Raw genomic sequence first — 25196 nt, 5'->3', positions numbered from 1 at the left:
GGGGGAAATCCTGAGATGGTGCGGGCAACTTAGCCGGTTATCCACTTATCCATTTATCCATTGCTCAAGTGACAAGGAGTTCCCATGCGCATTGCCCTGATTGGCCTTGGTGATATCGCCCAGAAGGCCTATCTGCCGCTGCTGGCCAGCGACGAGCGAGTCACCCCGCTGCTCTGCACCCGCAATCCGGCGGTGCTGGGCAAGCTCTCTCGCCAGTACCGGACCCCTGAATGCTTTACCGAGGTGGATGCGCTGCTAGGGAGCCGTCCGGATGCCGTGATGATCCATGCCGCCACCGCCGTGCACTTCGCTCTGGCCCGCCAGTGTCTGCACGCCGGCATCCCCACCTTTGTCGACAAGCCGCTGTGCGACAGCGCGGCCGAGGTGGAGGCGCTCGCCAACCTCGCCCTGGCGCAGGACTGTCCGCTGTTTGTGGGCTTCAACCGTCGCTATCTGCCCGCCATGCGCGCCACCCGTACAGATAATCAGCCGCTCACCGAGCTCAACTGGCAAAAGCACAGACACGCCCTGCCGGGGCAGCCACGCCAGTTCCTGTTCGACGACTTTATCCATGTGCTCGACAGCCTCTGTTTCTATGGCGGCCTGCCTACCGGGGATCTGCATGCTGTGCTGCGGCGCAGCAGTCAGCAGCCCGAGCTGCTGGCCGGAGTGAGCGTCGCCTGGCAAAGCGGGCAGACGGCGGTGAGCGGCAGCATGAACCGCAGTGCCGGCATCACGGAGGAGCGTGTCGATGCTTACGGCGACAACCTCTCCCTGCACCTTGAGAACTGCACCCGGGGCACGATTGCCCGGGACAAAACGCTGCAGACCCTGGCGCCGGATGACTGGCAGCCGGTGCTGGCCCAGCGGGGCTTCGTGGCGATGCTCGATCACTGGTATCGGCAAATCGAGGTGGGCAAGGCCGATGGGACTCTGATCGAGAGCTATCTGCACGGCCATCGACTGGCCGAGCGGCTGGTAGCGCTGGCGAACTGACCCTTTTCCTGCGCCTGCCGTGCCTGATTTGGCGGGCCCGCACGGGTGAAGGAACAGGCAGACCACTGTACAAGATGACGGATCCCTGCGCAGTCAGCCGGCGAGGGCGCCGCCGCGCGAGCCAAGCGGACGCATGTTTGCTATCTTGGCGGCCATGAACTGCCTTCAGAGCAACAGAGTGTCATGAGCATTATTTTGGGCATAGACCCGGGTTCCCGGATCACAGGTTACGGCGTTATCCGCATAGTCGCAGGCAAGGCGGAATACCTGGGCTCGGGCTGCATCCGCACCGACCTGGGCGAGCTGCCGTCGCGCCTCAAGCAGGTGTATGACGGGGTGAGCGAGATCATCACCCAGTTCAAACCCGACGAGTTCGCCATCGAGCGGGTCTTCATGGCCCGCAACGCCGATTCGGCCTTGAAGCTGGGTCAGGCCAGGGGCAGTGCCATAGTCGCGGCGGTCAACGCCCTGCTGCCGGTCAGCGAATACTCGGCGACCCAGATCAAGCAGGCGGTGGTGGGCACGGGTGGCGCCGCCAAGGAGCAGGTGCAGCACATGGTGACCCATCTGCTCAAGCTGTCGGCCACGCCCCAGGCGGATGCGGCGGATGCGCTGGGGGTGGCTATCTGCCACTTCCATACCCGCCAGAGCCTGATCAAGATGGCGGGGCGGGCCACCAGCTCGGTGCGCGGTCGCTATCGCTGAATCCTGCCGACGCTGACTGTGTCTGAGGACCAGTGTGAGAGAAGGGCGCCCGTGCGCCCTTCTCGTTTATCCGCGCCATTTATCCACTCGCATACTGACTTGTTGTCAAAAGAGTCAGCAGGGTCACAAGTTGTCGCATGGCATGGATAAGCTCCGTCTGGTGCAGTTTGCATCTTGACGGCAATCTCCCCAATTAATCAATAACTTGTGACTCTCATCACATTTCAGGAATAAGGCAGGCCCACTTCGCCTTGTTATTTCACACTCCCATAATGTGTCGCCCGTTTAATAACGGCGACCTCATGAGCCCTGGCTCATGTTCCATCCATCATTGGGAGATATAAATGTGAAACCTTTTGCAGCTGAGTTTATGGGCACCTTCTGGCTGGTGTTGGGGGGCTGTGGCAGTGCCGTCTTGGCCGCCGCCTTCCCGAACGTGGGGATTGGCCTGCTGGGCGTGGCGCTGGCATTTGGTCTGACTGTGCTGACCATGGCCTATGCCATCGGCCACATTTCAGGTTGTCACCTGAACCCGGCCGTGACACTGGGGCTGTGGGCCGGTGGTCGCTTCCCGGCATCCGCCGTCTTGTCTTACATAGTCGCTCAGGTCTTGGGCGGGATTGCTGCCGCGGCCGTGCTCTATGTGATTGCCAGCGGTCAGGCCGGCTTTGATGTGAGTGCCGGCTTTGCCTCCAACGGCTATGGCGAGCACTCACCAGGCGGTTACAGCCTGTTGGCGGCCCTGATGTGTGAAGTGGTCATGACCGGCTTCTTCCTGTTCGTCATCATGGGTGCCACCGACAGCCGTGCACCGGCCGGTTTTGCCCCCATCGCCATCGGCTTGTGCCTGACGCTTGTCCACCTCATCAGCATTCCGGTGACCAATACCTCGGTCAACCCGGCGCGCAGCACAGGGGTCGCCCTGTTTGTGGGGGATTGGGCCGTCAGCCAGCTGTGGCTGTTCTGGGTTGCTCCGATCGTCGGTGCCATTCTGGGTGCGTTGGCCTATCGCGTGATTGCAACGAAAGCGTGATCCGTGACGAAAAAGTGTGGTATCGACACGCCCCCGGGCGTGTTTTTTCGTTTCAGGGTGGAGGCATTCAAAGACCCCGAGCGCTCAGCATCTCCTTGTAGCGCAGGTGCAGCAGTTGCACCCGTTCCACATAAGCGCGGGTCTCGGCGTAAGGGGGGATCCCCCCATGCTTTTGTACCGCACCGGCCCCGGCGTTGTAGGCGGCGGTCGCCAGCGCTATGTTGCCGCCATATTGCTTGAGCAGACCTGCCAGGTATTTCACCCCGCCAAAGATATTCTGCTCCGCCATCAGGGCATCACCGACCCCCAGCTCACGGGCCGTGGCGGGCATCAGCTGGGTCAATCCCATGGCCCCCTTACGAGAGATGGCTTGCGGGTTGAAGGCAGACTCTGCGTGGATCAGCGCCCGTATGAGCGCGGGCTCCACCTGATAGGCCTTGGCCGCCGCCTGTATGGTGCTGGCATAGTCATAGAGAAAGAGACCCGTGGTGTGCCAGTTGACCCTGGAGGCTGGGTTGCAGGCGTAGCAGTCGTTGAACAGCAGCAACTCATAGTGACCCTGATCCGGCATCAGGTCGGAATAGCGCACCACGCCATTTTTTTGCACCGATTTGTAGACCTGGATCTGGCGAGTGCCGGATGGCTGCGTGATTTTTGCAGGCGCTGGCACCGGTGCAGAAACAGGGGAGGGTGACACGCCGGGGGCAGGTACCGCCTTGGGAATGTGAAGGGGAGCCTGGGTCTCGGCGGTCAGGATCACCACCTCCGCCGGTGGTGGCGTCCGGCTCCAGCCGGGCGGGGAAAACAGCGGGATCAGCCCCATCAACATCCATGCTTTCAACGGCTTGCTCCTTCAGCCTGATTGGCTTTGTTGAGTAAAGCATCCTGATGGTGGCAGAACAAGCCACCGATGAGCGCCGGGTTGAAATAGGCGGAGTAAACAAGCGGGGCCGCGCAGTGGCGGCCCCTGGCAGAGTGATACTCCTTATTCTTGCAGCCAGAGCCGGGCGCTGCGGGCGGGAATGGCGACCCGCACCCACTGACTCTGCACATTGATGACGGCGTTTTGATCGAGCACATCCCGGTAATTGCGATACCAGTTCATCTCGAATTTGGCGGTATCGAGCCAGTACTCCTGCTCGTACTCGCACTTGTTGACACCAACCAGCCCCTGCTTGCCCCGTTTGAACAGCACGAAGCAGTCGCCGCTGCCGACCAGTTGCATGGGCTGGCCCTGCAGCGCGTTATGGAAGCGGATCATGCCTTTGAGATCCGCGCGCTGGTAATAATCCTGCCAGCGCAGCCCATCCTTGGCCTGGGTCTCGCCGTGATCGGAATAGACCAGCGGCGAGCCACCATCGCGACCGAGCAGGTAGGCATAGGCCAGCTTCTCGTCGGTCTGGTTCAGGATCTGGTAGCGAAAGCCATCGTTGGTGGGAATGTCGTGGGTGATAGCGAAGGTGACGGCGCGGCTGCCCGGCAGGGCCTGACCGTAGGCACCGGGGTCGGCCAGCAGGTTCATGCTGCCGCCATAACCCAGTGCCCCGCGCAGGGAGGCAAACAGCGGAAAGTCATAGGCCCCCTGACCGCTGTTGTCGAGATAGGGTTTGAGGAAGCGCTCGTAATCCGTGCTGCCGGCGCCCCCCGTGGTGATCACCTCGCCAAAGACGTGCATGCCCTGTTTTATCTCGGGGGTGAACACGGCGTTGAGCTGGTAATCGCTCATGTGCTTGACCGCATCGACCCGAAAGCCCTTGATCCCCATCCCCTTGAGCGCCTTGAGATAGGCCTGCTGCTGGCTCACTACCCAGTTGTTGGGATCAAGATCCGGCAGCCCCTTGTCACCGGCGCCGCCACACAGGCGCCAGTACTGGACGTGACCCGGATCGCTCCAGTCGGTGATGCAGCCTTCGGGGTGAAAATCCGATCCGGCCAGCAAGTTCTGGCCCAGATCGCCGAACAGCTTCTGGCGCTCGAAGTAGGCGGGGTTGGCCGCATACTGGCCGAGCAGCTCGCTGCCGGGGTAGTTGAGGTCCTGGCGCTTCCAGCTCTCGTTGGCCATGTGGTTGAGCACAATATCGGCATAGACGGCTATGCCTCGTGCCTGCATGGCGGCAATCAGCTGCTCGAGATCCTGCTTGTTGCCAAGGGGGGTATCGATGAGGCGCAGATCCTGCGGTTGATAGCGTGCCCACCACTCGTTGCCCGATGATTTGAGGGGCGGCGAGATGAGCACCTGCTTGTAGCCGGCGGCCTTGATGAGATCGGCCTTGGCGGTGACTTCGCTGTATTGCCAGTTGAAGGCGTGCAGTATGACGTCGGCGTGTGCCAGAGGGGCGATCAGCATGCCTGCGATCACCCAGATTCCCGCTGTTTTTTTCATTATTGTCTGTCCTTGTTTGGGTGCCCATGTTGGCACCCAGAGCCTCACACCGGCCCTTCGGGCCGGCAATCTCCTTTTGACTGTTTTGTGAGCGTTTTCAAAGCAGACTGTGCGGATCTGTGACGGCTTGCATAAAACCGCCTGGCCCCGTCATTACTGACTTTCCCATCACTGCAGCGGTTGGCTGGCAACTCAGTCGAGGCCGTTGTTGTAGAGTGGCTGCCAGGCACAGAAGCGCTGGCCGTTGCGGCTGTTTTGCAGCCAGAAGCGGTTGCAGTTGTCGTCGTAGTTGCTGGCGCCGACGTTGACGGCATAGCTGCTCAGGCGTTGCCCCTGCAGGGACTGGAACACGCCGTTGTAGAGCAGGGAGAAGTGCAGGTGCGGACCGGTGGAGGAACCTCCCTCGCACAGCGCCTCGTTGCGATTGCTGGCGTAGGTGCCTATGGGGGTGTCGGCGGCCACGTAGTCGCCGCTGCGCACCGAGATGCCGCTCATGTGGTAGTAGTTGGTGGCCCAGCCGTTGGGGGCCGTGATCCGCACCTGGCAGCGGGAGAAGACGGTGACTGTGCCGCTGTTGGCGGCGGTGACCGTGTAGGTGGCACCGCCCCAGCCCGGCCAGTCGTAGGAGACGTCGATGGAGGAGTAGGGGTAGCCCGAACCGGTATGGGAGTGGGCGCCGTTCACCTTCCAGCTGTAGCCCTGGCGCCAGGGCAGCTGGAACTGGCCACCGGCTAGCCGGGCCGAGGGAACCGCAGCAGGGGCTTTGGGCGACGTCATGGCCTCCTTGCCAAACAGGGTCTGCCACTGCTCGCTCAACTGCTGCTGGTCGTGGGGAGTGAGCAGACTGCCCAGGGCGGCCTGATGCGCCGCCAGCGGGGGGAGGGCAGGGACGCTGCGCTGGCTCAGCCGCAGCTGGGCTTTGGCCTGGTAGAAGCGCTCGGAGAGCTGGCGAGCCATCTGTTCGAGCTGGTTATCGAATCCCCGGGCCTTGACCAGCTTGGCGAAGGGAGCCGCCATGGCCTGCTTGGAGGGGGCCGAGATGAGCTGGCTGTTTGCCTCCATCAGGGCCAGCAGCAGCTGGGGGTTGAGGCTGGTAATGCCGCTCCAGTGCAGGATCACCTCCTCCTTGGGCAGCAGGTGAGGCGCCTGTTGCAGCAAAAAATCGTGCAGATCGAACGCCATGGCTGCCTCGCCAAACACGAAGTGGGCCTCGTCCAGTGGCACAGTGATGCCGCCGGTGGCGTTGAGCTGCTGCTGGGTGAAGTGGTAGGGAGCAATCGGGATATGGATGTCGCCGGCCCAGCTGGCGGTGGGCAGCAGTGCCAGCATCAGCAGGGAGGGGATGGGCTTGAACATGGTATCTCCTTGGCAAAGTGGTGAGGTGACAGCGTGGGGGTTGTCCCACTCAGGCAACGACAGCGCTATGCTATGCCAAGGCTTCACCATAGGGTGAAACACCAAGATTGCTATTCGATTGAGGCTTTTTATGGCTGGGGGTAATTCATCTGGCTTGTTAATAAATGTTTACGAAGTGATTTTGATATTTTAAATCATAGGTTTACGTTCGATTAAATATTCCCTTGCCGTAAAATTAATCGCCGCGAGCAAGCCGTGCCCACATTGGGATACCGTGGTAGCATTGCCTGTGATTTATGCGGTCAGCAGTGTGTTAAAAAGTGTACAAACAGGCGCGGTTACTGGCTTTTTTGTTACTAAAAGGCGTGATATCTTGCTGACTTGTCTGGTCGGATCTCTTTCCGGGCAGCCACTGACATTTGAAGACTGGCCGAGCGGCCAAGGATGGAACGGGTGTGATAAGCAAGCGGGCGATGGAACTCACGTTCGAAGAGTACTGTGATGCGGATCTTTCCCTGATCAGGGACTACTACGAAACGACTTTCTCCCATTACGTGCCGGATTTGGCTGAGCGTATCTTCGTGGTGCGCGATGCGAACTGGCTGGTGGGCGCCGTACGCCTGCGCGACGAGCAGGATTACTACCACCTGTGCGGTTTTCGGTTGCTGCCCCACTATCAGTCACTGGGGCTGGGCTCCCGTTTGTTGCAACATGCCTGCAGTGATCTGGTGGACAAGCCAGTGGTGTGTCAGGCATTGCCATTCGAGAAGCCGTTTTACCTCAAGGCCGGTTTTGCTGACCTGCCCCTGCATGAGCTCGATGGCCCCCTCTTTTCTCTCTATGACCAGCAGCGCGAACAGGGTTACCAGATCGAGCTGCTGGTGCGTCAGGCAAACACTCCCGTCTACAACTGAAGACTCACTGCGGCTTGGTCAGCAGGTGGATCTTGCCCGGTGACAACTCAAGCCCCAGCAGATTCTCTTTCAGCCAGGCCTGGTTCGGGTCCTTGTCGTTCAGCCGATAGACGGGCTGGGTCTCCAGCCGTTTCTCCATGCTTTGCAACAGCATGCCCAGCATGAAGCCGAACTTCTGCTGCGCCGCTTCCGGTTCCAGCTTGTACTCAATCAACTTGATGTTGTCGAGGAAGAGGGCGCTCTGAGCCTTGTCATAGCGTGGTCTGGCCTCGTAGGTCATGTTCAGACGCGCATCGTATTCGGTCTGGTCCGGCAGGGCGATCCTCAGTTTTCCCTTGCCATAGACACGGGCGGTATCCGGGCTCTGACGCCCGATCTGGACGTCGCTCTGCTCGAGCTGTACGTGGGCCTTGATGATGCCGGGTAACTCCAGCTGTTTGTTCACTTGTACCTGGGATTGCAGGTACTGATTTATTTGTTGCTCATTGATGTCATATGAGCCTTGACCTAGCATGGCCAGACTGAGCAGCATAGATTGCAGGATCATGCTAACGACCTGATAGAATGGATGTGTTTCACAGCATACCATCCTGGCCCCGTGGGGTCTGCCCACTGCATTTACCCTGATGTAAAAGGAGTCCTCTTGATCAACGGTTTGGAGTACGACATCCAGCTGCTGTTTTCCCGGTTTCTTGGTTGGCTGCTGCTGCTATTTCACACCGTGATCGTGACAGGGATCTCCTTGCGGGTGGTGATGAAGCGGCGCCCCATCGGCGTCTCGCTGGCCTGGCTGGCGCTCATCTATGCCATCCCGTTTGCCGGGGTCGGCTTCTATGTGCTGTTTGGCGAGATCCGGCTCGGTCGCCGCCGCGCAGAACGGGCCAAGGCCATGTACCGCCCCTACGCTATCTGGATCCGGCAGCTGGCCAGGCTCTTTCCCCAGCATTGCTGCGAGGTGGGCAGCAAGGCCCAGCCATTGCACGATCTGATCCAGGGGCGGCTGGCCATGCCCATGCTCTCCGGCAACCGCATGACCCTGCTGAGCCAACCCGAATCGATACTGCGCGAGATAGCGCGCGACATCCGCCAATCCTCCCAGTCCTGCTATCTGGAGTACTACATCTGGCACCCCGGCGGCGATACCGACGATGTGTGCGACGCCTTGATGGAAGTGGCGGCGCGCGGCGTGGATTGTCGTCTGCTGCTCGATTCCATGGGCAGCAAGACGTTTTTCCGCTCGCACTGGCCCAAAAAGCTGCGCAAAGCCGGGGTCAAACTGGTGGAGGTGCTGCCGGTTGGTGCCTGGCGCATCCCGTTCCAGCGCCAGGATCTGCGAATGCACCGCAAGCTGGTGGTGATCGATGACAGGGTGGGTTACACCGGCTCCATGAACATGGTGGATCCCCGCTTCTTCAAGCAGAATGCCGGGGTAGGCCAGTGGGTCGATATCATGATCCGGGTGCAGGGGCCCGTGGTGCCGCTGATGTGGTCCATCTTCGTCTGGGATTGGGAGATGGAGACCGGCGAGCGGCTGCTCGACAGCCTGCAGCATGATCCGGAAGCCTGGCTCCAGAGCAACTACCGGGCCCAGCTGATCCCGTCCGGCCCCTTTGTTGGCGGTGACTGCATCCAGCAGAGCCTGTTGCTGGCCATCTACCAGGCCCGTCACCACCTGGTGCTGACCACCCCCTATTTCGTGCCGGACGATCCCCTGGCGGCGGCGCTCTCCTCGGCGGCGGCGCGAGGGGTGCAGGTGCAACTGGTGTTGCCCGCGCGCAATGACTCCATCATGGCCAACCATGCCTGCAATGCCTTCATGGAGGAGCTGCTGGAGGCCGGGGTTGAAGTCTATCGCTACGATGCCGGACTGCTCCACACCAAGAGCGTGCTGGTGGATGACGACTTCGCACTGGTGGGCACGGTAAACCTGGACAGACGCAGCCTCTGGCTCAACTTCGAGGTGACCCTGCTCATCGACAACCCGCTGTTTGTCGCCGAGATGACCCATCTGGTACAGGGTTATATGACGGAGGCGACACCCATGTCCTTGGCCAAGTGGCGCGATCGCCCCAGGTACAAGAAGGTAATGGAGAACATCTTCTATCTGTTCAGTCCCTTGCTGTGACATTACATAATTGCGATCGATGCTGAATTGGACTTGCCTAGCCCCGATATCGCCCCGTAGAGTGCGGCAATGAGCCTTTGGAGAATCATATAAAAATGCAGAAGCGAGTAACGCTGGCCGTGTGTGCGGCCTTGGTAGTGGGTGGGCTGGGTGCCTGCTGGTACACGGGCAATACGTTTGACCGCATCATGGACGAGCAGATCGCCAAGGTGAAGCAGGAGAGCGGCGTCGAGCTGAGCTGGGTGCCTGGCGCCAGCAACCTGTTCACCCGTGACGGCATCTTGAAGGTGGTGGTCACACCGCAAACTCTGGCCAGCCTGGATGGTCAGCTTGAAGGGAGCGAGCCGGTCGAGGCGCAGTTCATCGTCAACAGTCGCATTCTGCCGCTCTATATCAAGAGCAACATGCTGCTCGACACCAAGCAGGGCACGCTGGCCACTGTGTTCAGCGCCCTCAAGCTGGAGCAGTGGCAGTTTGGCATAGAGTCGGTCAGCAGCCTCTGGACCATGAGCAACAGCAGCCGCTTCTGGGCCAACGAGTTCAAGGTCAAGCAGGGGCTCGACGAGTTCAGTTTCCTGCCGATGACGGGCGACTACCGCGGCGATATGGATGGCAACGGTCACGTCACCTTCCACTGGCAGGGCATGACACTGCATGAAGAGCAAAGCAAGATGGACATGGTGCTGGCCGAGCTCAAGGGCAGCGCCGACATGGCCGAGATCAGCGGGATCTGGCTCTCTCCCCGTAGCGACATGACCCTCTCTGCGCTGTCGGTGCAACTGCCAGACAGCGTCAAGGTGTCACTGCAGGGGCTGACCACGGAAACCCAACTGGAAGGCGATGATGCCCAGACCCTCTCCAGCAGCTATCAGATGAAGGTGGATACTCTCAATCTGGAGAACGAGACCGATAATCTGGCGCTGACCCAGAGCAAGCTGGCCCTGAATCTGAAAGGGCTGGATCTGGAAGGTTATCAGGCACTGCAAGCCTCCAGCGGGCAAGGGGTGGAAGATGAAGCCATCCAGCAAGCCCTGGACAAGCTGCTCAAGCGCGGCGCGACCCTGGAGCTGGTGGACTTGAGCGCCCAGCTCAACGGCGAGCCTGTCTCCATGAAGGGGGACGTCAAGCTGGCATCGACTTCTCTGGAACAGCTGTTCAATAGCGAACAGGGAATGCATGCCCTCTCCGGCCTGATGCATGCCAATCTCAGTGACAAACTGGGCAAGGCGGTGCCGCAGCTGGCCCCCATGCTGGAACAGTTCGCCGCCATGGGGTATCTCAAAGCGGACAAGGCCCGGCTGACCGCCGAGCTGAAGCTCGACAAGGGTGCCATGACCATCAATGGCCTGCCGCTGTAAGTCGGTGGCAGAAACAACAAAGGCTCCCTCGGGAGCCTTTGTTGTTTCTGGCGTGGTGCGGCAGGTGGGTTACTTGAACACCACCGTCTTGTTGCCGTAGACGAACACCCGTTCGTTGAGCACTAGCTCCAGCGCGCGACTCAGTACGGATTTCTCCACGTCACGACCGGCTTTGGCCATGTCATCGGCACTGAAGGCGTGACCGACATGGATCACGTCCTGCTCGACGATGGGACCCTCATCCAGATCGTCGGTGACGAAGTGGGCGGTGGCGCCAATCAGCTTGACTCCGCGATCGAAGGCCTGACGGTAGGGACGGGCACCGATGAAGGCGGGCAGGAAGGAGTGGTGGATATTGAGGATCTTGCGCGGATAGGCTTCGACGAAGCTCGGGGTCAGCACTCGCATGTACTTGGCCAGGATCACATAGTCGGGCTGGTAGCCGTCTATGATGGCACGTACCTGCTCCTCGTGTTCGGTGCGGCTCAGATCCTCATGGCTGACGGTGTGGAACGGAATGTCGAACTTGCCCGTCAATTCGGCGAGCGTATCGTAGTTGCCGATCACCGCCACTATGTCCATGTCCAGCGCACCAGCATAGTTCTTCATCAATATGTCGCCGAGGCAGTGGGTCTCCTTGGTCACCAGGATGACGATGCGCTTCTTGCCCGCCTTGACCAGGCGGCGCTGGGCGCCGGCGGGCAGGGCATCATCCAGATCCGCCAGCAGGGTCTCGTCGTTGAAACGCCCCTCCAGCTCGGTGCGCATGAAGAAGCGTCCGTTTTCATGATCCACGAACTCGTCGTTCTTGTTGATGTTGAGCTGGTGCTTGTAGCAGATATTGGTGATCTTGGCGATGAGGCCCTTGGCGTCCGGACAGTCCGTCAGCAGTATTTTCTTTTCCATCTCTGTCATGATTCCGTTTGTGGTATTGGCGCCTGAGTCTGCGCAGGCAGCGCGTTTTTTCAGGCACTATGCCATAAACAAAATCAGAAAAGACAGCGCGCCGTGCGTCCTTGGGTCAAGTCGTTGTCTGCGGGCGCTGGTCGGTTCCATATTCATCTTTGATGGGTTTTGGGCTGGTATCCTGTGTTTTTTTTCTTTAGGCTGTCTGCGCTTATTCTCAGGGCGGGGTGCAATTCCCCACCGGCGGTATCCCGATCTGACTCGGGGAGCCCGCGAGCGCCCGACTTTGGTGTCACACCTGAGTCGGGGTCAGCAGATCCGGTGAGATGCCGGAGCCGACGGTCATAGTCCGGATGAAAGAGGATAAGACAGATATTGCAGGCATGCCCCCGTTGGGCCGGCCGCTGCATACCTATCTCTGTCTGCCTTTCCATGCCCTGATTCTGGTCCTTGTCTTATTTAGGAGTCTTACCATGAATCAGTCTCTACTCAGTGAATTTGGTGATCCCCTTGCGCGTGTCGAAGCGGCGCTCGCGGCCTTGCGCGCCGGTCGCGGCGTTTTGGTAGCCGATGATGAAGATCGGGAGAACGAGGGTGATCTCATTTTCGCCGCACAAACCATGACCAATGAACAGATGGCCATGATGATCCGCGAGTGTTCTGGCATCGTTTGCCTCTGTCTGACCGATGAGCGCGTTCGCCAGCTGGCGTTGCCCATGATGGTGGAGGCAAACTCCAGCCACTATCAGACCGCTTTCACCGTCACCATAGAGGCGGCGCAAGGGGTCACTACCGGGGTTTCTGCGGCCGATCGCATCACGACCATTCGCGCGGCCATCGCCGATGGTGCCAAACCGTCCGATCTGCATCGCCCAGGCCATGTCTTCCCGTTGCGGGCTCGTACCGGTGGTGTGCTGACGCGCCGCGGCCATACCGAAGCCACAGTCGATCTGATGCAGCTTGCCGGCCTCAAACCGTTCGGGGTTTTATGTGAGCTGACCAAAGAAGATGGCTCCATGGCTCGCCTGCCAGACCTGGTTGCCTTCGGCCGCCAGCATCAGATGCCGGTACTGACCATCGAAGACCTGGTGCAGTATCGTCAATTGCTGTCAGAACGTTCTGCCTGAGCCTCATACGAAATTGTAATAAGTACAAAATTTGGTTACGCTCTGTGCGAACCTCATCCAGAGGCACTCGTTTTTGCTTAAAGTTTGCACATAAAGTGTGCGGCTAAAAAAAAATGAGGGTTTTAATGCATTTATCTGTGATGAGGCCTATCCAAAGTATGATTCTTTTGTGCCATAATCACGCCGCTTGCTAAACGTCTGGCGAGTTAAAGGGAGCTTTTAAAAATGAAAAAATTGTTGTTGGTAGGTGTTGTTGGTCTGTCCGCTCTGCTGGGCGGTTGTGCAAACACCAGCGAACTGGAAACCTCCGTTCAGAATCTGTCTAACAAAGTTGACCAACTGGCTCAAGATGTTAGCGCAGTTCGTGCTGATCAATCCAAGATTGCTGCTGATGTTGCAGAAGCCAAGCAAGAAGCTATGCGTGCTAACCAGCGCATCGACAACATGGCTACTTCCTACAAGAAGTAATCCATGCGAAAAAATGGCGCATTCATGCGCCATTTTTTTTTGCCTGAAATTCGTCAATTCCCCCGCTTTTCTTCCATATCTTCCATATGCGCTCGCCTTGCCAGAGCAATGCCGATCTCTCGGCATCACCCTCACTTATATCCCTTCATTAGTCAGTAGAGCAGGCTGTATAGCTTGCGACGGTAACTCTGCGCGGCCGGATGGGCGCCCATGGTGGTCAGAATGTCCAGATAGGTCTTCTTGGCATCGCCAAAGGCCAGATCGCGTTTGAGAATGGTGAACAGTAGCGCCAGTGCTTCCTCCTGACGGCCCGCCTGGCTGTATTGCACCGCCAGCTCCTGGGTCAGGGCGAAATTGTCCGGCTCCTGTTCGTAACGGGCCTCCAGCGCACGCAGCTCAGGGCTGTCTGCGGCTTGCAGCGCCAGCGCCAGACGAGAGCTGAGGGTCTGGTAGTGGTCATCCTGCGCAGCCATGGGGATCTTGCCGAGCCGCTCCTGGGCTTCATCCAGCAGATTGATGTCCAGCGCCGCCTGAATGAGCCACAGGCTGATGTCGTGGCGATCCGGCGCCAGCTGGTGGGCCTTGGTGAGATGGGCATAGGCCACATCTGCCTGACCATCTGCCAGTGCCTGCTGCCCCTTCTCGAACAGCAGCTCCTCTTCCTTGGGCGCGAAGGCGGTAAAGTAGTGGCGCAAGGTGGCTTCATCCTGCGGCCCTTCCAGAATGGCTTGTTCATCCGGGCGCCCCTGATGGAACAGTACCAGAGCGGGCAGGCCACGCAGGCCGAGCTGGCTGGCCAATGGTTGCAGCTGCGGATCGTTCATGTCGACCTTGGCCAGGGTTACCTGGGGGTTGTCCGGGCCAACCAGTGACTCCACCAGCGGGGTCATGCCCTGACATTCCGGCATCTGGGGGGCGTGGAAATAGATGACGACCGGCTTTTTCATGGAAGCATCGATCAGTGCGGCTTGGAAGTTCTGGGGATTGATGTCGACGATCATGAGGCTGACTCTTGGAAAATGGTGTGAGTTAACATGGGGTTGATAGCCGTGGATTTCAAGTTTTCATCCAGAAGGTAACCGTTGACGGCCAGGGTCGGGGCGGCGAGGCTGAGCCAGCCGCTGCCAATAGGCCAATCCTGCACTTGGTATTCGTGCTCATCGAGCCGGTTATCAAGGCGCCACCCCTCTTGCGGCACAAAGCAAACCTTGTCGAGCCCGGCGGCAATGCCGCCGCCATGGGCCTTCAGTACCGCCTCCTTGCGTGACCAGAGCCGGTAGAAGGCGCCGTCCTGCTCTTCTGCCGGCAGGGCGGCGAGCCACTCATACTCGCTGGTGGCATAGAAGCGTCTGGCCAGTGGCAACGTCTGCCGGCGGCGCCTGCCCATCTCTATGTCTACCCCGAGCGGTCCCGTGGCACACAGTGCGATCACCAGCCAGTCGCCGCTGTGGCTCTGGTTGAACTGCCAGCGCGAGCCACTCAGCGCCGGCTTGCCGTGGAGATGGGTACAAAAAAGCAGTTCGCTGGCCTGGCATTGAAGGCGATCGGCCAGCAAGCACCTTAGCAGTGACCGACTGACCAGAAATTCCTGGCGCCGATCCGGATGCTGGATCTCCTGCCACTGTTGCAGTTCTGTTGGTGAAAGCGTTTCTGGCAGCAAGGCCAACTGAGCGGCGCTGACCCGGGCGGGTTTTAACAAATAGAGATCCACAGAGATCATGATTTTTCACTTTAAAAGAGGACTGAAACAGCGATAAAAGTCAGTTTGATCGAGTCTGCACGGGCGCTTTCGAGATTGTATATTGTTTGGCCATGATCACATTAATCATGAAAAATAATGCATTTCCTTGCGAAAATGTGATGTCGATAGGGATTTTCGCTTGCCTCGATAGAATTCTTGGATATAGTCGGGTGCTGTTGCCTTATAAATTGCCCTTCCGGGCCGTATTTTAACAAGTTTTACTCATTGCGGGGATAAAGGATTGCGCCACCTGATACTACTACTGGTCGCGCTCGGAATGGTGGGTTGTGCATCTGCCCCCCAGCCCGAGGTCGCGAGCAAGATTGAAGTTTCCATGATGGAACCCGTGATTGAACCGGAAGCTTCGCAAACCCCAGATGTGAATGAAATCCTGACAGTGTACAAAGAGTGGCGCGGTACCCCTTATCGTTTTGGTGGTACCAGCGAACGCGGCATAGATTGTTCCGCTTTTGCCCGTGAAGTGTTCCGCAATGCCGTCGGCATCGAATTACCCCGTGATACCCGCTCCCAAGTCCATGAAGGCACTCGCGTTTCCAAACAAGACTTGGTCGAAGGTGATCTGGTTTTCTTCAAGATAAATCGTCGTCTCAATCATGTGGGTATCTATGTGGGCAATGGTGAATTCATCCATGCCTCTACCCGTGCTGGTGTGACGCGCTCCAAGCTGGACAATTCCTACTGGCGCAGCAGATTCTGGCAAGCACGCCGGATCGATATCTGAGTCAGGCTGGACAAACGGCTCGCAGTACGGACTGTTTTTCCAACCTCACTTGAACCGGGCTCCTGAAGCCCGGTTTTTTGTGGCTGCTATTTAGACTTTCTGAGGCCAAATCACTATAGTGTGGGCCCGTTTTCCCTAGGCAGGCCCAGCATGAAGACCCACTCCGACCGCAAATCCGGATTGCACCCACGCAATCGCCACCAGGCTCCCTATGATTTCGATGCGCTATGCCAGCGTACCCCCGAGCTGAGGCCCTTGGTATTCGTCAACGAGCACGGTACCCAGACCCTGGATTTTGCCGATCCTGCCGCCGTCAAGGCGCTGAACAAGGCCTTGCTCGCACTGCACTACGGCATTGCGCACTGGGATCTGCCGGCGGGTTATCTCTGCCCGCCCATTCCAGGACGGGTGGATTATCTGCATCGGGTGGCGGATCTGCTCGCCGAGAGTGCGGGCAGCGTCCCGACCGGCAAGGGCGTGCGGGTACTGGATATAGGGGTGGGGGCGAACTGCATCTACCCGCTGCTGGGAGCTCGCGAGTATGGCTGGCGTTTTGTTGGGTCCGATATCGACCCCGTGTCCGTCAAGGCGGCGGCTCTGCTGGCCAAAAGCAACGGTCTGGGCGGGCAGATAGAGTGCCGCCATCAAGGCAATGCCAAACACGTCTTTCGCGGTATCATAAGCCCGCAGGAGCGCTTCGCCCTGACCCTGTGCAACCCGCCGTTCCATGGATCGCTCGATGAGGCCAGCAAGGGCAGTGAGCGCAAGCTGCGCAATCTTGGTAAAACCGTGCAGGGGCAGCCAGTGCTCAATTTCGGCGGCCAGAAGGCCGAGCTCTGGTGTGAAGGGGGAGAAGCCGGGTTTCTTGCCACCATGATCGTCCAGAGCAAGGAGTTTGCTGCCCAGTGCCTCTGGTTCAGCTCGCTGGTGTCGAAGAAGGAGAACTTGCCGGCGGCGAAGAAGGCACTGGCCCAGGTCGGGGCCCGTCAGGTGCGGGTGATCGACATGGCGCAAGGCAACAAGGTGAGCCGGATCCTCGCCTGGTCTTTCCTGGATGAGGTCGCCTGTGGGCAATGGTGGCAACCCGCGCCTCGTGGCGATGTTTGACAGGGGAGGGGCTGCCTCCTGTCGGTATCCCCCTCTTTATAGCTGTACTCATGGTGGCAAGCACCTGCCATGATAATCGTTTTCCTCCTTGTTCCATCAGGCTTGCCGTACTTGTGTTAGTGACCACTTCTTTGCTTGGTACAGCTGTACGCTGAGATTTTTTTGCACTTGCAGTTGAAACTTTCATAAAATAGGACTGGTTAGACCTCTTTACAGGCTTTGAATTGAATAGGGATCGGTAGATGAAGGTTGTCGATTTTCTGAAGCGCAAGCGCGAAATCCTGGCGCAGCACCCCTTTGAGCTCAAGGATTGGCTCTCTCCGGCGATCCGTGACTACTGGCGTGAGTTTCAGCAAAAGGCACACCTCCACCCTCTGTTGGGGCGTGTGCTGGACCTGCAAGCTGACAGCCAGTCAGTACGGCAAGTGCAGACCGCCAATGGTCAGCCAGTGCAGACTGACGAGACTGCGGTTGAACTGAGTGGTGAGGCGGCGGCCCTGTTTGCTGCGCTGCAGCCGAGCATTGGTGAAGAGACCCATGTGGGAGAGTGGTTGCTGGTCAGTCAGCAGATGATCAATGAGTTTGCCGCCGTGACTGGCGACAACCAGTGGATCCACACAAACCCTGAGCGTGCTGCTGCCGAGTCACCGTTCAAGACCACCATAGCCCACGGGTTTCTGACCCTGGCGCTGTTGCCACGTCTGACGGGCAGTATCAATGAAGCGACCCCCGAGTTTCCGGCTGCCCGCATGGTGGTGAACTTCGGGCTGGATCAGGTGCGTTTTCCGTATCCAATCAAGGTGGACAGTAACATCCGCGCACGTACCAAGCTGCTGAGGGTTACACCGATCAAGGGCGGTCTTGAGCTGCTCAAGGAGATCAAGGTCGAGATTGAGGGCATTCGTCGTCCCGGCTGCGTCATTGAATCCGTCACCCGGATCTACTTCTGATGTCGTGACGGTTGTCACCGCCGTGGCGTAAATCGTATTGAAATAAAACAGGCTCACCTCGGTGAGCCTGTTTTATTTCTGGCGTTGTGCCGCCTGTCTGGGGCTCATCCACTCGCCGAATGGTTTGCCCTGATGACTAGAAGCTGGCTCCCAGGCTGATGAGGTGGCGCCACTCCTTGCCTGCCAGTTGTTGGTGAGTACCCAGGTAGTCCAACCAGACATCATCCCAGTCCAACTCGCTCGACCAGGAGAGTCGCAAGTGATCGTTGAAGTAGTAACGTAGACCCAGGCTTCCTTGCATGGATTGCTTCTGGGTCACATAAGGAGAGGGCTGGGCCAGGTAGCGCTTGTAGCCCCCCTTGCTGAACAGCTCTATGTTCTCCGACCACAAGGAGACAGGCTGGCGGTAGTCCCAGCCCAAGTTGAGGAGAGGGTAGTTGATGATCCTTTCATCAAAGATGTTTACAATGCCGGGCTCATCGAAGACTGCAGGTCTGAGGTAGGAGCGTTCCAGACCGACCTGGGTGATGAGTTCAAGGCGGCGTTTCTTGTCGTTCCAGAACCTGTAACCCGGGCCAGAGGCATAGCTCAACTTCAGGTAGTCTGGGTCAAGCATCTGGTATTGATAGTCGACGGTGGAGCGCACAAACCAGTTCTGGTCGAAGAAGAAGTCCAACATGGGTTTGAGCCGGTACTCATGGCTGTTGGTGACGTTGTTGGCAGTTTCGTAGATGTACTCCCCATCCAGGCTGTATCGCCAGTCGAGATTGGCAACCTCGGTTGTAGCCTTCAGGTTGACGTTGTTGGTTTTCTTCTCGCTGTGTTTCAGCTTCACGTTCAGATCGCTGCTGCCGGTCCAGAGCCAGGCGTGTTCGTCATCCGGAGTGAGCGCAAGCAAGGTGATGCCAGTTTTTACCGTCGGTTTTGGTTTGTCCTGTTTGTCGAGGCGCCAGCGTTTCACCGCCTCGCGCTTGACCGTGACCGGCGAGCTGTAGGGCAGCGCTATGCGCACCTGTTCATTCGTGATCTCCTCTATGGTGCCGGTCAGCCGATCGCCGTTGTGCATCCAGAGGATATCGGCCAGCGCCATCGGGCTGAGCAACAGAGAGAGCAAGAGCCAGAAGCGGTATCTCATGGAAAGTCCTTCATGAACACAGGGTTGCCGTTAGCCGCTGACGGGGCGTGGAATGCCGTTCTTATTGTTCAGCACGGCAGCCACCTTGTCACCGTCGATCTCGGACGCTGCGATAAAGGCCTCTACCTCGGGTGAGAGCAGTAAGGGGGCGCCGTGCACCAGTTCCTGTTCGGTGCGAGAGAGCGGTGAATGCACCTCCAGCCAATGGCTGCCATCGGGTTCGATGGCGGTCTTGACCGGTTGATTGATCACCCGCACTGTCGTGCCAACAGGCACCAGTTTGAACAGTGCCTCTATATCATCAGGACGCAAGCGAATGCAGCCTGCACTGACTCGCAGCCCGACACCAAACTCCTTGTTGGTACCGTGGATGAGGTAATCCCGCTTGCCATAACCGAGGCGCATGGCAAATTTTCCGAGGGGATTGTCCGGACCCGGCGGCACGACGGCAGGTAGGGAGATCCCCTTTTGCTCCAGCCAGGATTTGCGCACCATGGGGCCGGGTACCCAGGTCGGGTTGGGGTTCTTGGCGATCACTGTCGTGGTCATTTCTGGCGTCTCTCTCCCGATATCGCCAATCCCGATGGGCAGCACTATCACCTCATTTTTCCCCTTGGGAAAATAGTAGAGGCGCAGTTCTGGCAGGTTGATGACTATGCCCTCCCGGGGCACATCCGGCAGCAGCATCTGGGTCGGCAGGGTCAGGCGTGTGCCAGGTTTGGGTAAATAGGGGTCAACCCCGGGATTTGCCTCGAGCAGTGCCAAAAAACCAATCTGGGTGTGCTTGCCGATAAGCTCAAGGTGTTCATCTGGCTGGACTATGTAGTCCTCCAGTTCACCGATCAGGCGGCTGCCAGCCGGTGGCAAGGGATAGGTTGTAGCCCAGCTTGGCGCTGTCCAGAGGCTGGCTGCCACCAGCAGCAGTGAGACGATTCGAGCATTGAACATGGTACTTCCTATCAGATCGCGTGAAGGCGGGTCATTACCCACCCAGAAAAAAGAAGTGAAATTGTTAACCAATCCACTCGTGATTACCAGCCTGTCCCGCAAGGGGGGACAGAGGAGTCCGCTCTGGATAAGTCACTATTTTGAGGAATTTTCGCACTTTATTATGACAGTGCCGGATAATGCGACGAATGGGGTCATGTGCAGAGCAGGGCGGTGAACAAGCCGGTATCTGTCATAGCCTGTGTCTGACGACGTGGGCGCCAGTAAGGTACCAGGAGCGTGGGATCACCTGCGCTCGGGCTCAGGACTGTGCCTGCGTGTCGTGCCTCGGGCCATCACAGCAGCCATGGTAACAAACGCAGTAGCATTGTCTTTTTTATCGACAGTCATTTGATCTTTAAAGAGATTCAAGTTGATTTATCAGACCTGGTCCGGTAAAAGTTAAGTCCCGTGGAGAGATGCCGGAGTGGCCGAACGGGATTGACTCGAAATCAATTGTGGCAGCAATGCCACCCAGGGTTCGAATCCCTGTCTCTCCGCCATCTTAAAGACCCAACCAATTGAAAAGGTTGGGTTTTTTATTTTAGTGGTTTTTTCGGTATGCCAGTGAGTGTGCCATTAGGTGTTGGCTGCCCTACTCCTTGATAGCACTCCTTTGGACAGGTCGTTGCCACTACTCCCTTCAAGTTACCCAAAACAAGAGAGGGCCACAGGCCCTAATGCCGATCAGTTAAGGATCCATTGACCGATCCTGCTGATGTGTAAAAATCCGAAACCTGTTGATTTGGTTTCGGATTTTTTATGCGTATCGAACAGGCCCTCGACTTCCTTCACGCCAGCAATGCTGCCCAGTTTGAGTCACTCTCCGACCTCATTCCCCCTGCGCTCATCACTACCCTGCTCGCCGAAGAGGATGTCGTGACCCTGCGCCGTCGCCGCATGCCCATGGAACGTCTGGTCTGGGCCATCATTGGCATGGCCATCTTCCGCCACGTCCCCATGACTCAGCTGGTCAATCAGCTCGATATCCTCTTGCCCGGTGACCGCCCCTTTGTCGCCCCCAGCGCCTTCCTGCAAGCTCGCCAAAAGCTTGGCTACAAGAGCATTGAGCGGCTGTTTCACGACACCGCCGCAGGCTGGCACCAACAGGCCAATCACCCCGGCTGGGCCGGGCTGCAACTGCTCGCCGTCGATGGCGTGATGTGGCGCACGCCCGATACTCCGGACAATGCCGCCGCGTTTGCCAAGCCCGGCACCCAGCATGGCGAGACGGCCTATCCGCAAGTGCGCATGCTTTGCCAGATGGAGCTGACCAGCCACCTGCTTGTTCAGGCTGTCCTGGAGAGCTGCACCGTCAACGAGATGGTGCTGGCCGAGCAGCTTATCGCGCGCACGCCGGACCACTCGCTCACCCTGTTCGACAAGGGGTTTTACTCCCTCGGCTTGCTCCACGCCTGGCAAACTGCTGGCAGCGAGCGGCACTGGCTGCTGCCGCTCAAAAAGGGCACGCAATACGAGGTGGTACGCAAGCTGGGGCGCCAGGATGCATTGGTGCAGCTCAAGACCAGTCCACAGGCACGCAAGAAGTGGCCGCAACTGCCGGACACGGTGGAAGCCCGCTTGCTGACCCGCACTATCAACGGCAAGGAGCGGCAGGTGCTGACCTCAATGGTCGACCCGATGCGCTTTCCGAGCGCCGAGATTGTCGAGCTCTACAGCCATCGCTGGGAAATCGAGTTGGGCTATCGGGAGATGAAGCACAGCCTGCAACAGCACCGACTGACCCTGCGTAGCAAGAAGGCGACGGGGATACGGCAAGAGCTGTGGGGCGTGCTGCTGGCGTACAACCTGCTGCGCAGCCAGATGGTGAAGATGGCGGCGAGTCTAAAGGGATACACGGCAAGCCAGCTGAGCTTTCACATGGCATCGGTGTACCTCATCCATGAACTGAGTTGCATGCCGTACATGTCGCCGGGGACTATCCCGAAGCGGGTGGCGGAGCTGGAGCAGCAGGCGGGGCAGTTTGTGCTGCCGGCACGAAGGGAACGAAGTTACCCCCGCTGCGTGAAGCCAAGGCCACAGAAATACAGTGTAAAAAAAGCCAATAAAAACAATGCCAGTCAGGCTTAACTGACTGGCATTAGGCCACAGGCCCTCTCTTGTTATCTATTTTATTGGTCAGTGCAAACAACACTGTTTGTACTTCTTGCCGCTGCCACAGGGGCACGGCTCGTTGCGGCCAATCTTGATGGGGGCAACGACTGGTTGAGAGCGCTCCGGGCGTTCACTTCGTTGCGCCAGAAAGTGGGCATGAAGGATACGAGCAGCAAAGCGGGCCTTGGTGGCTTGCTCTTGCAGATGTTCATTGCTGAGCGCTTCCAGCGATGTAGGCATCTTCTCCAGTGGTTCAGATATCATCGCCAGTGCGGCAGCTTCAGGGGCCGGTAGTGCTGGCCATGGTGCCAATTCAATCGCCCCCAGGTAACCACCACACCAGTCGTGGATCAGCGGAAGCCACTCACCGTGTCGTTCAAACTCCGGTGCTACCGGGAAATAGTCTTCTGCCGCATAGGTCAGAGTGGTCGCAATGTCGTTGCTGTGGCGCATCACCAGATCGATAAAGCGCTCCAGCTCAGCTTCGCTTTGCCACTCGGGTTGATCCTGCTCGCCACCCCAAATTGCAGGGAGCCAAGAGCTCGGCATGATGAGGTGAGGGCCAGAGACCACAGCTGTCAAAAAGCCATCGAGCATCGACATAGAGGCTATGCTGTTTTCACTGCCGTAGCGCTCCAGCAGCGCCTCCAGCTCATCGAACTCTTCATCACTCAAAATTTCAAAAGGTTGCATCAGAACCCTACCATTCGTTGCACGTTTTGGGCGTAAGAGGTGTAGAACGCGGTGTCGTTGGCAAACAGCTTATACAGTTCAAGGTCTTCTTTTCTGCGCTGTAGCATGACCTCTTTTAGGATCTTCTCAAAGGCAAGGCCTCGGTTGATAGGGTCAGGGTTATTCTGATATTTCGCAGAGAAATCAGGATGTCTTTTGACACTATCAACGATATTCACGAACTTCACCCGCTGCTCTTCCGGTGTCGAGCTCCAGCCCTGGAACCACTTCTCGTTGAAGCTCTTGATGATGAATCGCCCCTGGTTTTCTAGACACTCTGTTGCTGAAAAATAAACTGCCTTTCAAACTCTACCGGCGACAGCCCATCATTGGAACCATGGCGCCTGATTGGGTTGTAAAACATTTCGATATAATCAAATACGTCGCTGCGGGCTTCGTCTCTTGTCGGGTAAATCCTGCGCTTGATCCGCTCCCGTTTGAGTAACTGAAAGAAGCTCTCGGCGACAGCGTTGTCGTGACAGTTACCACGTCGGCTCATACTGCAACTCAGGTTGTGGGCCTTCAGAAAGTCCTGCCATTCCCCACCGGTAAACTGGCTGCCCTGATCCGAATGCACCAGTACAGCCTGCTTGGGCTTGCGCCGCCAGACGGCCATCAATAACGCATCAACCGCCAAGTCTGCCGTCATACGTGGCCTCATCGCCCAACCGATGATCTGGCGAGAGAACAGGTCGAGCACCACCGCCAGATACAGCCACCCTTCTTGAGTGCGGATGTAGGTAATGTCAGTCACCCAGGAGATGTTGGGGGCTGGCACCTTAAACTGACGTGCCAGCGTGTTTGGGGCCGCCTGTGGGCTCTTGCCTCCATAATGCCCCTTACGGCGTTGATAGCCCGTTTGTGAACGCAGCCCCTCCCGCTTCATTAATTTGGCCACACGGTGCTTGCCGCAGGCTTCCCCCAAGTCACGAAGATCGCGATGGATCTTGCGATAACCGTAGACAGCACCACTTTCCAGCCAGGATTGCTTGACCAATCCGGTCAGTCGTTCGTCCTCCTGCTGCCGTGGCGACGCGGGCTGTTTCAACCACGCATAGAAGCCACTTCGGTGAACCCCCAGGGTCTGGCACAGGGTAACGACACTGTACCGGTCGAGTCGGGAGGTTATGAACGCGTACCTTTCCTTGACTCGCTGGCAAAGTACGCGGCGGCCTCCTTTAAAATGTTGCGCTCCTCGGTGACTTGGCGCAGTTCGGCTTTCAGACGGCGTATCTCGGCTTGCAAGGCAGACTCTTCGTGCTGCTGGTCAGCGGGCTTACCGTACTGCTTGAGCCAGGCATACAGACTGTGGCTGGATACCCCGAGGGCTCGTGCAACATCAGCCACAGGCCGCCCGCGCTCGGTGACTTGTTTAACCGCTTCGATTTTGAATGTTTCTGGATAACGCTGACGGGTCATAACACCTCCAATAGTTGCCTCATTTTAAGGCTGTGAGGTGTCTAGGGAACTGGGGGCGATTCAGCCGGACACCCCATTTCAGGGGATGCTGTAACCAAAGCGTTGGAGCGCGTCCGCATGAAATATCTGGCCGAACTTGAGCCATTCAGCCCACACGATCTGCGGCGGAGCGTGGCAACAGGGGCTGCTGAATATCTGGATGCCCCCGAGCGCTTGATCGAGCTGATGCTAAACCATGTGCCGAAAGACAGGCTGATTCGTACTTATCAAGTCGGCACTATGGCTGACAAGCTGAAGGCTCTGTTTCTGCGATGGGGAGACTTCATTGAAGCGAGTGTTGCCCGGCCCTCAGGCAAACCTGATAACGTCATTTCGGTGTCCTTTGGGATACAGAAAGGTGTCAGTTGAGCGCGCTATGGCAATTGAGGAAATGGCAGCCAAGTCATTTTTTTATTGTGAAATGCCGAATCCCCGTCCGTGCGACATGTGGCCAATGGCCCACATTTACCTGCCAACCAATTTAGACTGTACAGTTTGGGGCGTTTTATTTCCTACTGCCCGATGAACCCAGGGCAATCGCTTGGCTAACCTGTAAAAACAAGTGAAGTTGCAGTGCCACTACTAAGAGGTGCTGCACTACGAGTTTGAACCGCTCAAGCTGCGGCTGGCCGACAAGACCTTCTACACCCCGGACTTCATGGTGGTGCGCCGGGATGGGCTGATCGAGCTGCACGAGGTGAAGGGGTTCTGGGAGGATGACGCCCGGGTGAAGATCAAGGTGGCCGCCAAGCAGCACTGGATGTTCACCTTCGTCGGGGTTCAGCGCAAAGGCGCCCACTGGTTACTGGAGGCATTCTGATACGATTCGAATATGCGCTTTCGATAGGGGAACCCCGT

26 protein-coding genes, 1 tRNA gene and 1 riboswitch are annotated in these 25196 nt (G+C 58.0%); of the genes, 15 read left to right on the top strand and 12 right to left on the bottom strand.

The annotated features are described in order from the left end of the window. Positions 1-84 precede the first annotated feature (84 nt). The 3 genes from GWQ29_RS01730 to aqpZ all read left to right on the top strand — a co-directional run bounded on the left by GWQ29_RS01730 (position 85) and on the right by aqpZ (position 2734). Positions 85-996 (top strand): Gfo/Idh/MocA family oxidoreductase, encoded by a 912-nt coding sequence (locus tag GWQ29_RS01730; RefSeq protein WP_275918624.1) that lies wholly within the window; start codon positions 85-87, stop codon positions 994-996. Between the two features lie 183 nt (positions 997-1179). Next, positions 1180-1701, top strand: coding sequence for a crossover junction endodeoxyribonuclease RuvC (gene ruvC / locus GWQ29_RS01725; RefSeq protein ID WP_017412842.1), 522 nt, complete (start codon positions 1180-1182; stop codon positions 1699-1701). A 346-nt stretch (positions 1702-2047) separates the two neighbouring features. Further along, entirely contained in the window at positions 2048-2734 is a 687-nt protein-coding gene (gene aqpZ, locus GWQ29_RS01720) for an aquaporin Z (RefSeq protein ID WP_275918623.1), read from the top strand. A gap of 67 nt (positions 2735-2801) precedes the next feature. On the opposite strand, the gene GWQ29_RS01715 is transcribed toward aqpZ, so the two are convergent. The 3 genes from GWQ29_RS01715 to GWQ29_RS01705 all read right to left on the bottom strand — a co-directional run bounded on the left by GWQ29_RS01715 (position 2802) and on the right by GWQ29_RS01705 (position 6473). Further along, a complete protein-coding gene (locus tag GWQ29_RS01715; protein WP_275918751.1) occupies positions 2802-3563 on the bottom strand; it encodes a lytic transglycosylase domain-containing protein in 762 nt (253 codons plus the stop codon). A 156-nt stretch (positions 3564-3719) separates the two neighbouring features. Then, entirely contained in the window at positions 3720-5117 is a 1398-nt protein-coding gene (locus GWQ29_RS01710) for an alpha-amylase family protein (RefSeq protein ID WP_275906606.1), read from the bottom strand. A gap of 192 nt (positions 5118-5309) precedes the next feature. Beyond that, complete coding sequence (locus GWQ29_RS01705; protein WP_275918622.1) at positions 5310-6473, bottom strand: M23 family metallopeptidase; 1164 nt, start codon at positions 6471-6473, stop codon at positions 5310-5312. Between the two features lie 473 nt (positions 6474-6946). Here GWQ29_RS01705 and GWQ29_RS01700 point away from each other — a divergent pair, with 473 nt between their 5' ends. Beyond that, positions 6947-7387, top strand: coding sequence for a GNAT family N-acetyltransferase (locus GWQ29_RS01700; RefSeq protein ID WP_159166855.1), 441 nt, complete (start codon positions 6947-6949; stop codon positions 7385-7387). 4 nt (positions 7388-7391) lie between these two features. Here GWQ29_RS01700 and GWQ29_RS01695 read toward each other — a convergent pair whose 3' ends face one another. Beyond that, positions 7392-7934, bottom strand: a complete 543-nt coding sequence (locus GWQ29_RS01695) for a DUF1439 domain-containing protein (protein WP_005316771.1) — start codon at positions 7932-7934, stop codon at positions 7392-7394. Between the two features lie 96 nt (positions 7935-8030). Between GWQ29_RS01695 and cls the strand changes: the two genes are divergently transcribed. Together cls and GWQ29_RS01685 are read left to right on the top strand one after the other, a co-directional pair. Further along, positions 8031-9512: a cardiolipin synthase gene (cls, locus tag GWQ29_RS01690; protein ID WP_275918621.1), complete on the top strand. Its 1482-nt coding sequence runs from the start codon at positions 8031-8033 to the stop codon at positions 9510-9512. 95 nt (positions 9513-9607) lie between these two features. Further along, positions 9608-10870 (top strand): DUF945 family protein, encoded by a 1263-nt coding sequence (locus GWQ29_RS01685; RefSeq protein ID WP_058393397.1) that lies wholly within the window; start codon positions 9608-9610, stop codon positions 10868-10870. Between the two features lie 69 nt (positions 10871-10939). Here GWQ29_RS01685 and purU read toward each other — a convergent pair whose 3' ends face one another. Further along, on the bottom strand, positions 10940-11776 hold the full coding sequence (gene purU / locus GWQ29_RS01680; protein ID WP_059113012.1) for a formyltetrahydrofolate deformylase: 837 nt from the start codon (positions 11774-11776) through the stop codon (positions 10940-10942). A gap of 209 nt (positions 11777-11985) precedes the next feature. Beyond that, positions 11986-12145: riboswitch (FMN riboswitch) on the top strand. Positions 12146-12249: 104 nt separating this feature from the next. Between purU and ribB the strand changes: the two genes are divergently transcribed. Beyond that, entirely contained in the window at positions 12250-12903 is a 654-nt protein-coding gene (ribB, locus tag GWQ29_RS01675) for a 3,4-dihydroxy-2-butanone-4-phosphate synthase (RefSeq protein ID WP_111587458.1), read from the top strand. A gap of 225 nt (positions 12904-13128) precedes the next feature. Further along, positions 13129-13371 (top strand): Lpp/OprI family alanine-zipper lipoprotein, encoded by a 243-nt coding sequence (locus GWQ29_RS01670; RefSeq protein WP_005334342.1) that lies wholly within the window; start codon positions 13129-13131, stop codon positions 13369-13371. Positions 13372-13523: 152 nt separating this feature from the next. Here the strand turns inward: GWQ29_RS01670 and GWQ29_RS01665 are convergent, their stop codons facing one another. Next, positions 13524-14372 (bottom strand): tetratricopeptide repeat protein, encoded by an 849-nt coding sequence (locus GWQ29_RS01665; protein ID WP_275918620.1) that lies wholly within the window; start codon positions 14370-14372, stop codon positions 13524-13526. Further along, positions 14369-15091 carry a 4'-phosphopantetheinyl transferase superfamily protein gene (locus GWQ29_RS01660; RefSeq protein WP_275918619.1) on the bottom strand — a complete coding sequence of 241 codons (723 nt, stop codon included), beginning with the start codon at positions 15089-15091 and terminating at the stop codon, positions 14369-14371. The genes GWQ29_RS01665 and GWQ29_RS01660 overlap by 4 nt, the downstream gene beginning before the upstream one ends. Positions 15092-15389: 298 nt before the next feature. Here GWQ29_RS01660 and GWQ29_RS01655 point away from each other — a divergent pair, with 298 nt between their 5' ends. The 3 genes from GWQ29_RS01655 (at position 15390) to GWQ29_RS01645 (ending at position 17911) form a co-directional block, all read left to right on the top strand. Then, complete coding sequence (locus tag GWQ29_RS01655) at positions 15390-15854, top strand: NlpC/P60 family protein (protein WP_042468626.1); 465 nt, start codon at positions 15390-15392, stop codon at positions 15852-15854. A 150-nt stretch (positions 15855-16004) separates the two neighbouring features. Beyond that, positions 16005-16961, top strand: coding sequence for a 23S rRNA (adenine(1618)-N(6))-methyltransferase RlmF (gene rlmF, locus GWQ29_RS01650; protein ID WP_275918618.1), 957 nt, complete (start codon positions 16005-16007; stop codon positions 16959-16961). Positions 16962-17203: 242 nt separating this feature from the next. Then, positions 17204-17911 carry a MaoC family dehydratase gene (locus GWQ29_RS01645; protein WP_021138405.1) on the top strand — a complete coding sequence of 236 codons (708 nt, stop codon included), beginning with the start codon at positions 17204-17206 and terminating at the stop codon, positions 17909-17911. Between the two features lie 136 nt (positions 17912-18047). Here GWQ29_RS01645 and GWQ29_RS01640 read toward each other — a convergent pair whose 3' ends face one another. Together GWQ29_RS01640 and GWQ29_RS01635 are read right to left on the bottom strand one after the other, a co-directional pair. Beyond that, positions 18048-19046: a DUF481 domain-containing protein gene (locus tag GWQ29_RS01640; protein ID WP_265463305.1), complete on the bottom strand. Its 999-nt coding sequence runs from the start codon at positions 19044-19046 to the stop codon at positions 18048-18050. Positions 19047-19076: 30 nt separating this feature from the next. Further along, positions 19077-19994: a L,D-transpeptidase family protein gene (locus GWQ29_RS01635; RefSeq protein WP_265463306.1), complete on the bottom strand. Its 918-nt coding sequence runs from the start codon at positions 19992-19994 to the stop codon at positions 19077-19079. A gap of 452 nt (positions 19995-20446) precedes the next feature. On the opposite strand from GWQ29_RS01635, the gene GWQ29_RS01630 reads away from it, so the two are divergent. After that, positions 20447-20536: transfer RNA gene (locus GWQ29_RS01630), tRNA-Ser, on the top strand. A gap of 259 nt (positions 20537-20795) precedes the next feature. Further along, entirely contained in the window at positions 20796-22124 is a 1329-nt protein-coding gene (locus GWQ29_RS01625; RefSeq protein WP_275918617.1) for an IS4 family transposase, read from the top strand. Positions 22125-22172: 48 nt separating this feature from the next. Here the strand turns inward: GWQ29_RS01625 and GWQ29_RS01620 are convergent, their stop codons facing one another. The 3 genes from GWQ29_RS01620 to GWQ29_RS01610 all read right to left on the bottom strand — a co-directional run bounded on the left by GWQ29_RS01620 (position 22173) and on the right by GWQ29_RS01610 (position 24299). After that, on the bottom strand, positions 22173-22841 hold the full coding sequence (locus GWQ29_RS01620; RefSeq protein WP_275918616.1) for a UPF0149 family protein: 669 nt from the start codon (positions 22839-22841) through the stop codon (positions 22173-22175). Next, a complete protein-coding gene (locus tag GWQ29_RS01615; protein ID WP_275918615.1) occupies positions 22841-23059 on the bottom strand; it encodes a hypothetical protein in 219 nt (72 codons plus the stop codon). Before GWQ29_RS01615 ends, GWQ29_RS01620 begins: the two co-directional genes overlap by 1 nt. A gap of 89 nt (positions 23060-23148) precedes the next feature. Continuing rightward, positions 23149-24299, bottom strand: a protein-coding gene (locus GWQ29_RS01610; protein ID WP_275918614.1) for an IS3 family transposase whose coding sequence is annotated in 2 segments (ribosomal slippage) — positions 23149-24071 and positions 24071-24299 — 1152 coding nt in all. Because the reading frame shifts where the segments join, the coding sequence is not laid out codon by codon here. Between the two features lie 117 nt (positions 24300-24416). Here GWQ29_RS01610 and GWQ29_RS01605 point away from each other — a divergent pair. Together GWQ29_RS01605 and GWQ29_RS01600 are read left to right on the top strand one after the other, a co-directional pair. Further along, positions 24417-24707: a hypothetical protein gene (locus tag GWQ29_RS01605; RefSeq protein WP_275918613.1), complete on the top strand. Its 291-nt coding sequence runs from the start codon at positions 24417-24419 to the stop codon at positions 24705-24707. Positions 24708-24927: 220 nt separating this feature from the next. Continuing rightward, positions 24928-25158, top strand: coding sequence for a hypothetical protein (locus tag GWQ29_RS01600; protein WP_275918612.1), 231 nt, complete (start codon positions 24928-24930; stop codon positions 25156-25158). Positions 25159-25196 lie beyond the last annotated feature (38 nt).

The sequence above is a fragment of the Aeromonas sp. 2HA2 genome (assembly GCF_029237345.1).
Lineage (GTDB): Bacteria > Pseudomonadota > Gammaproteobacteria > Enterobacterales > Aeromonadaceae > Aeromonas > Aeromonas salmonicida.
Note: the sequence above shows the minus strand (reverse complement) of the source record. Positions and strands in the feature narration are given on the sequence as shown.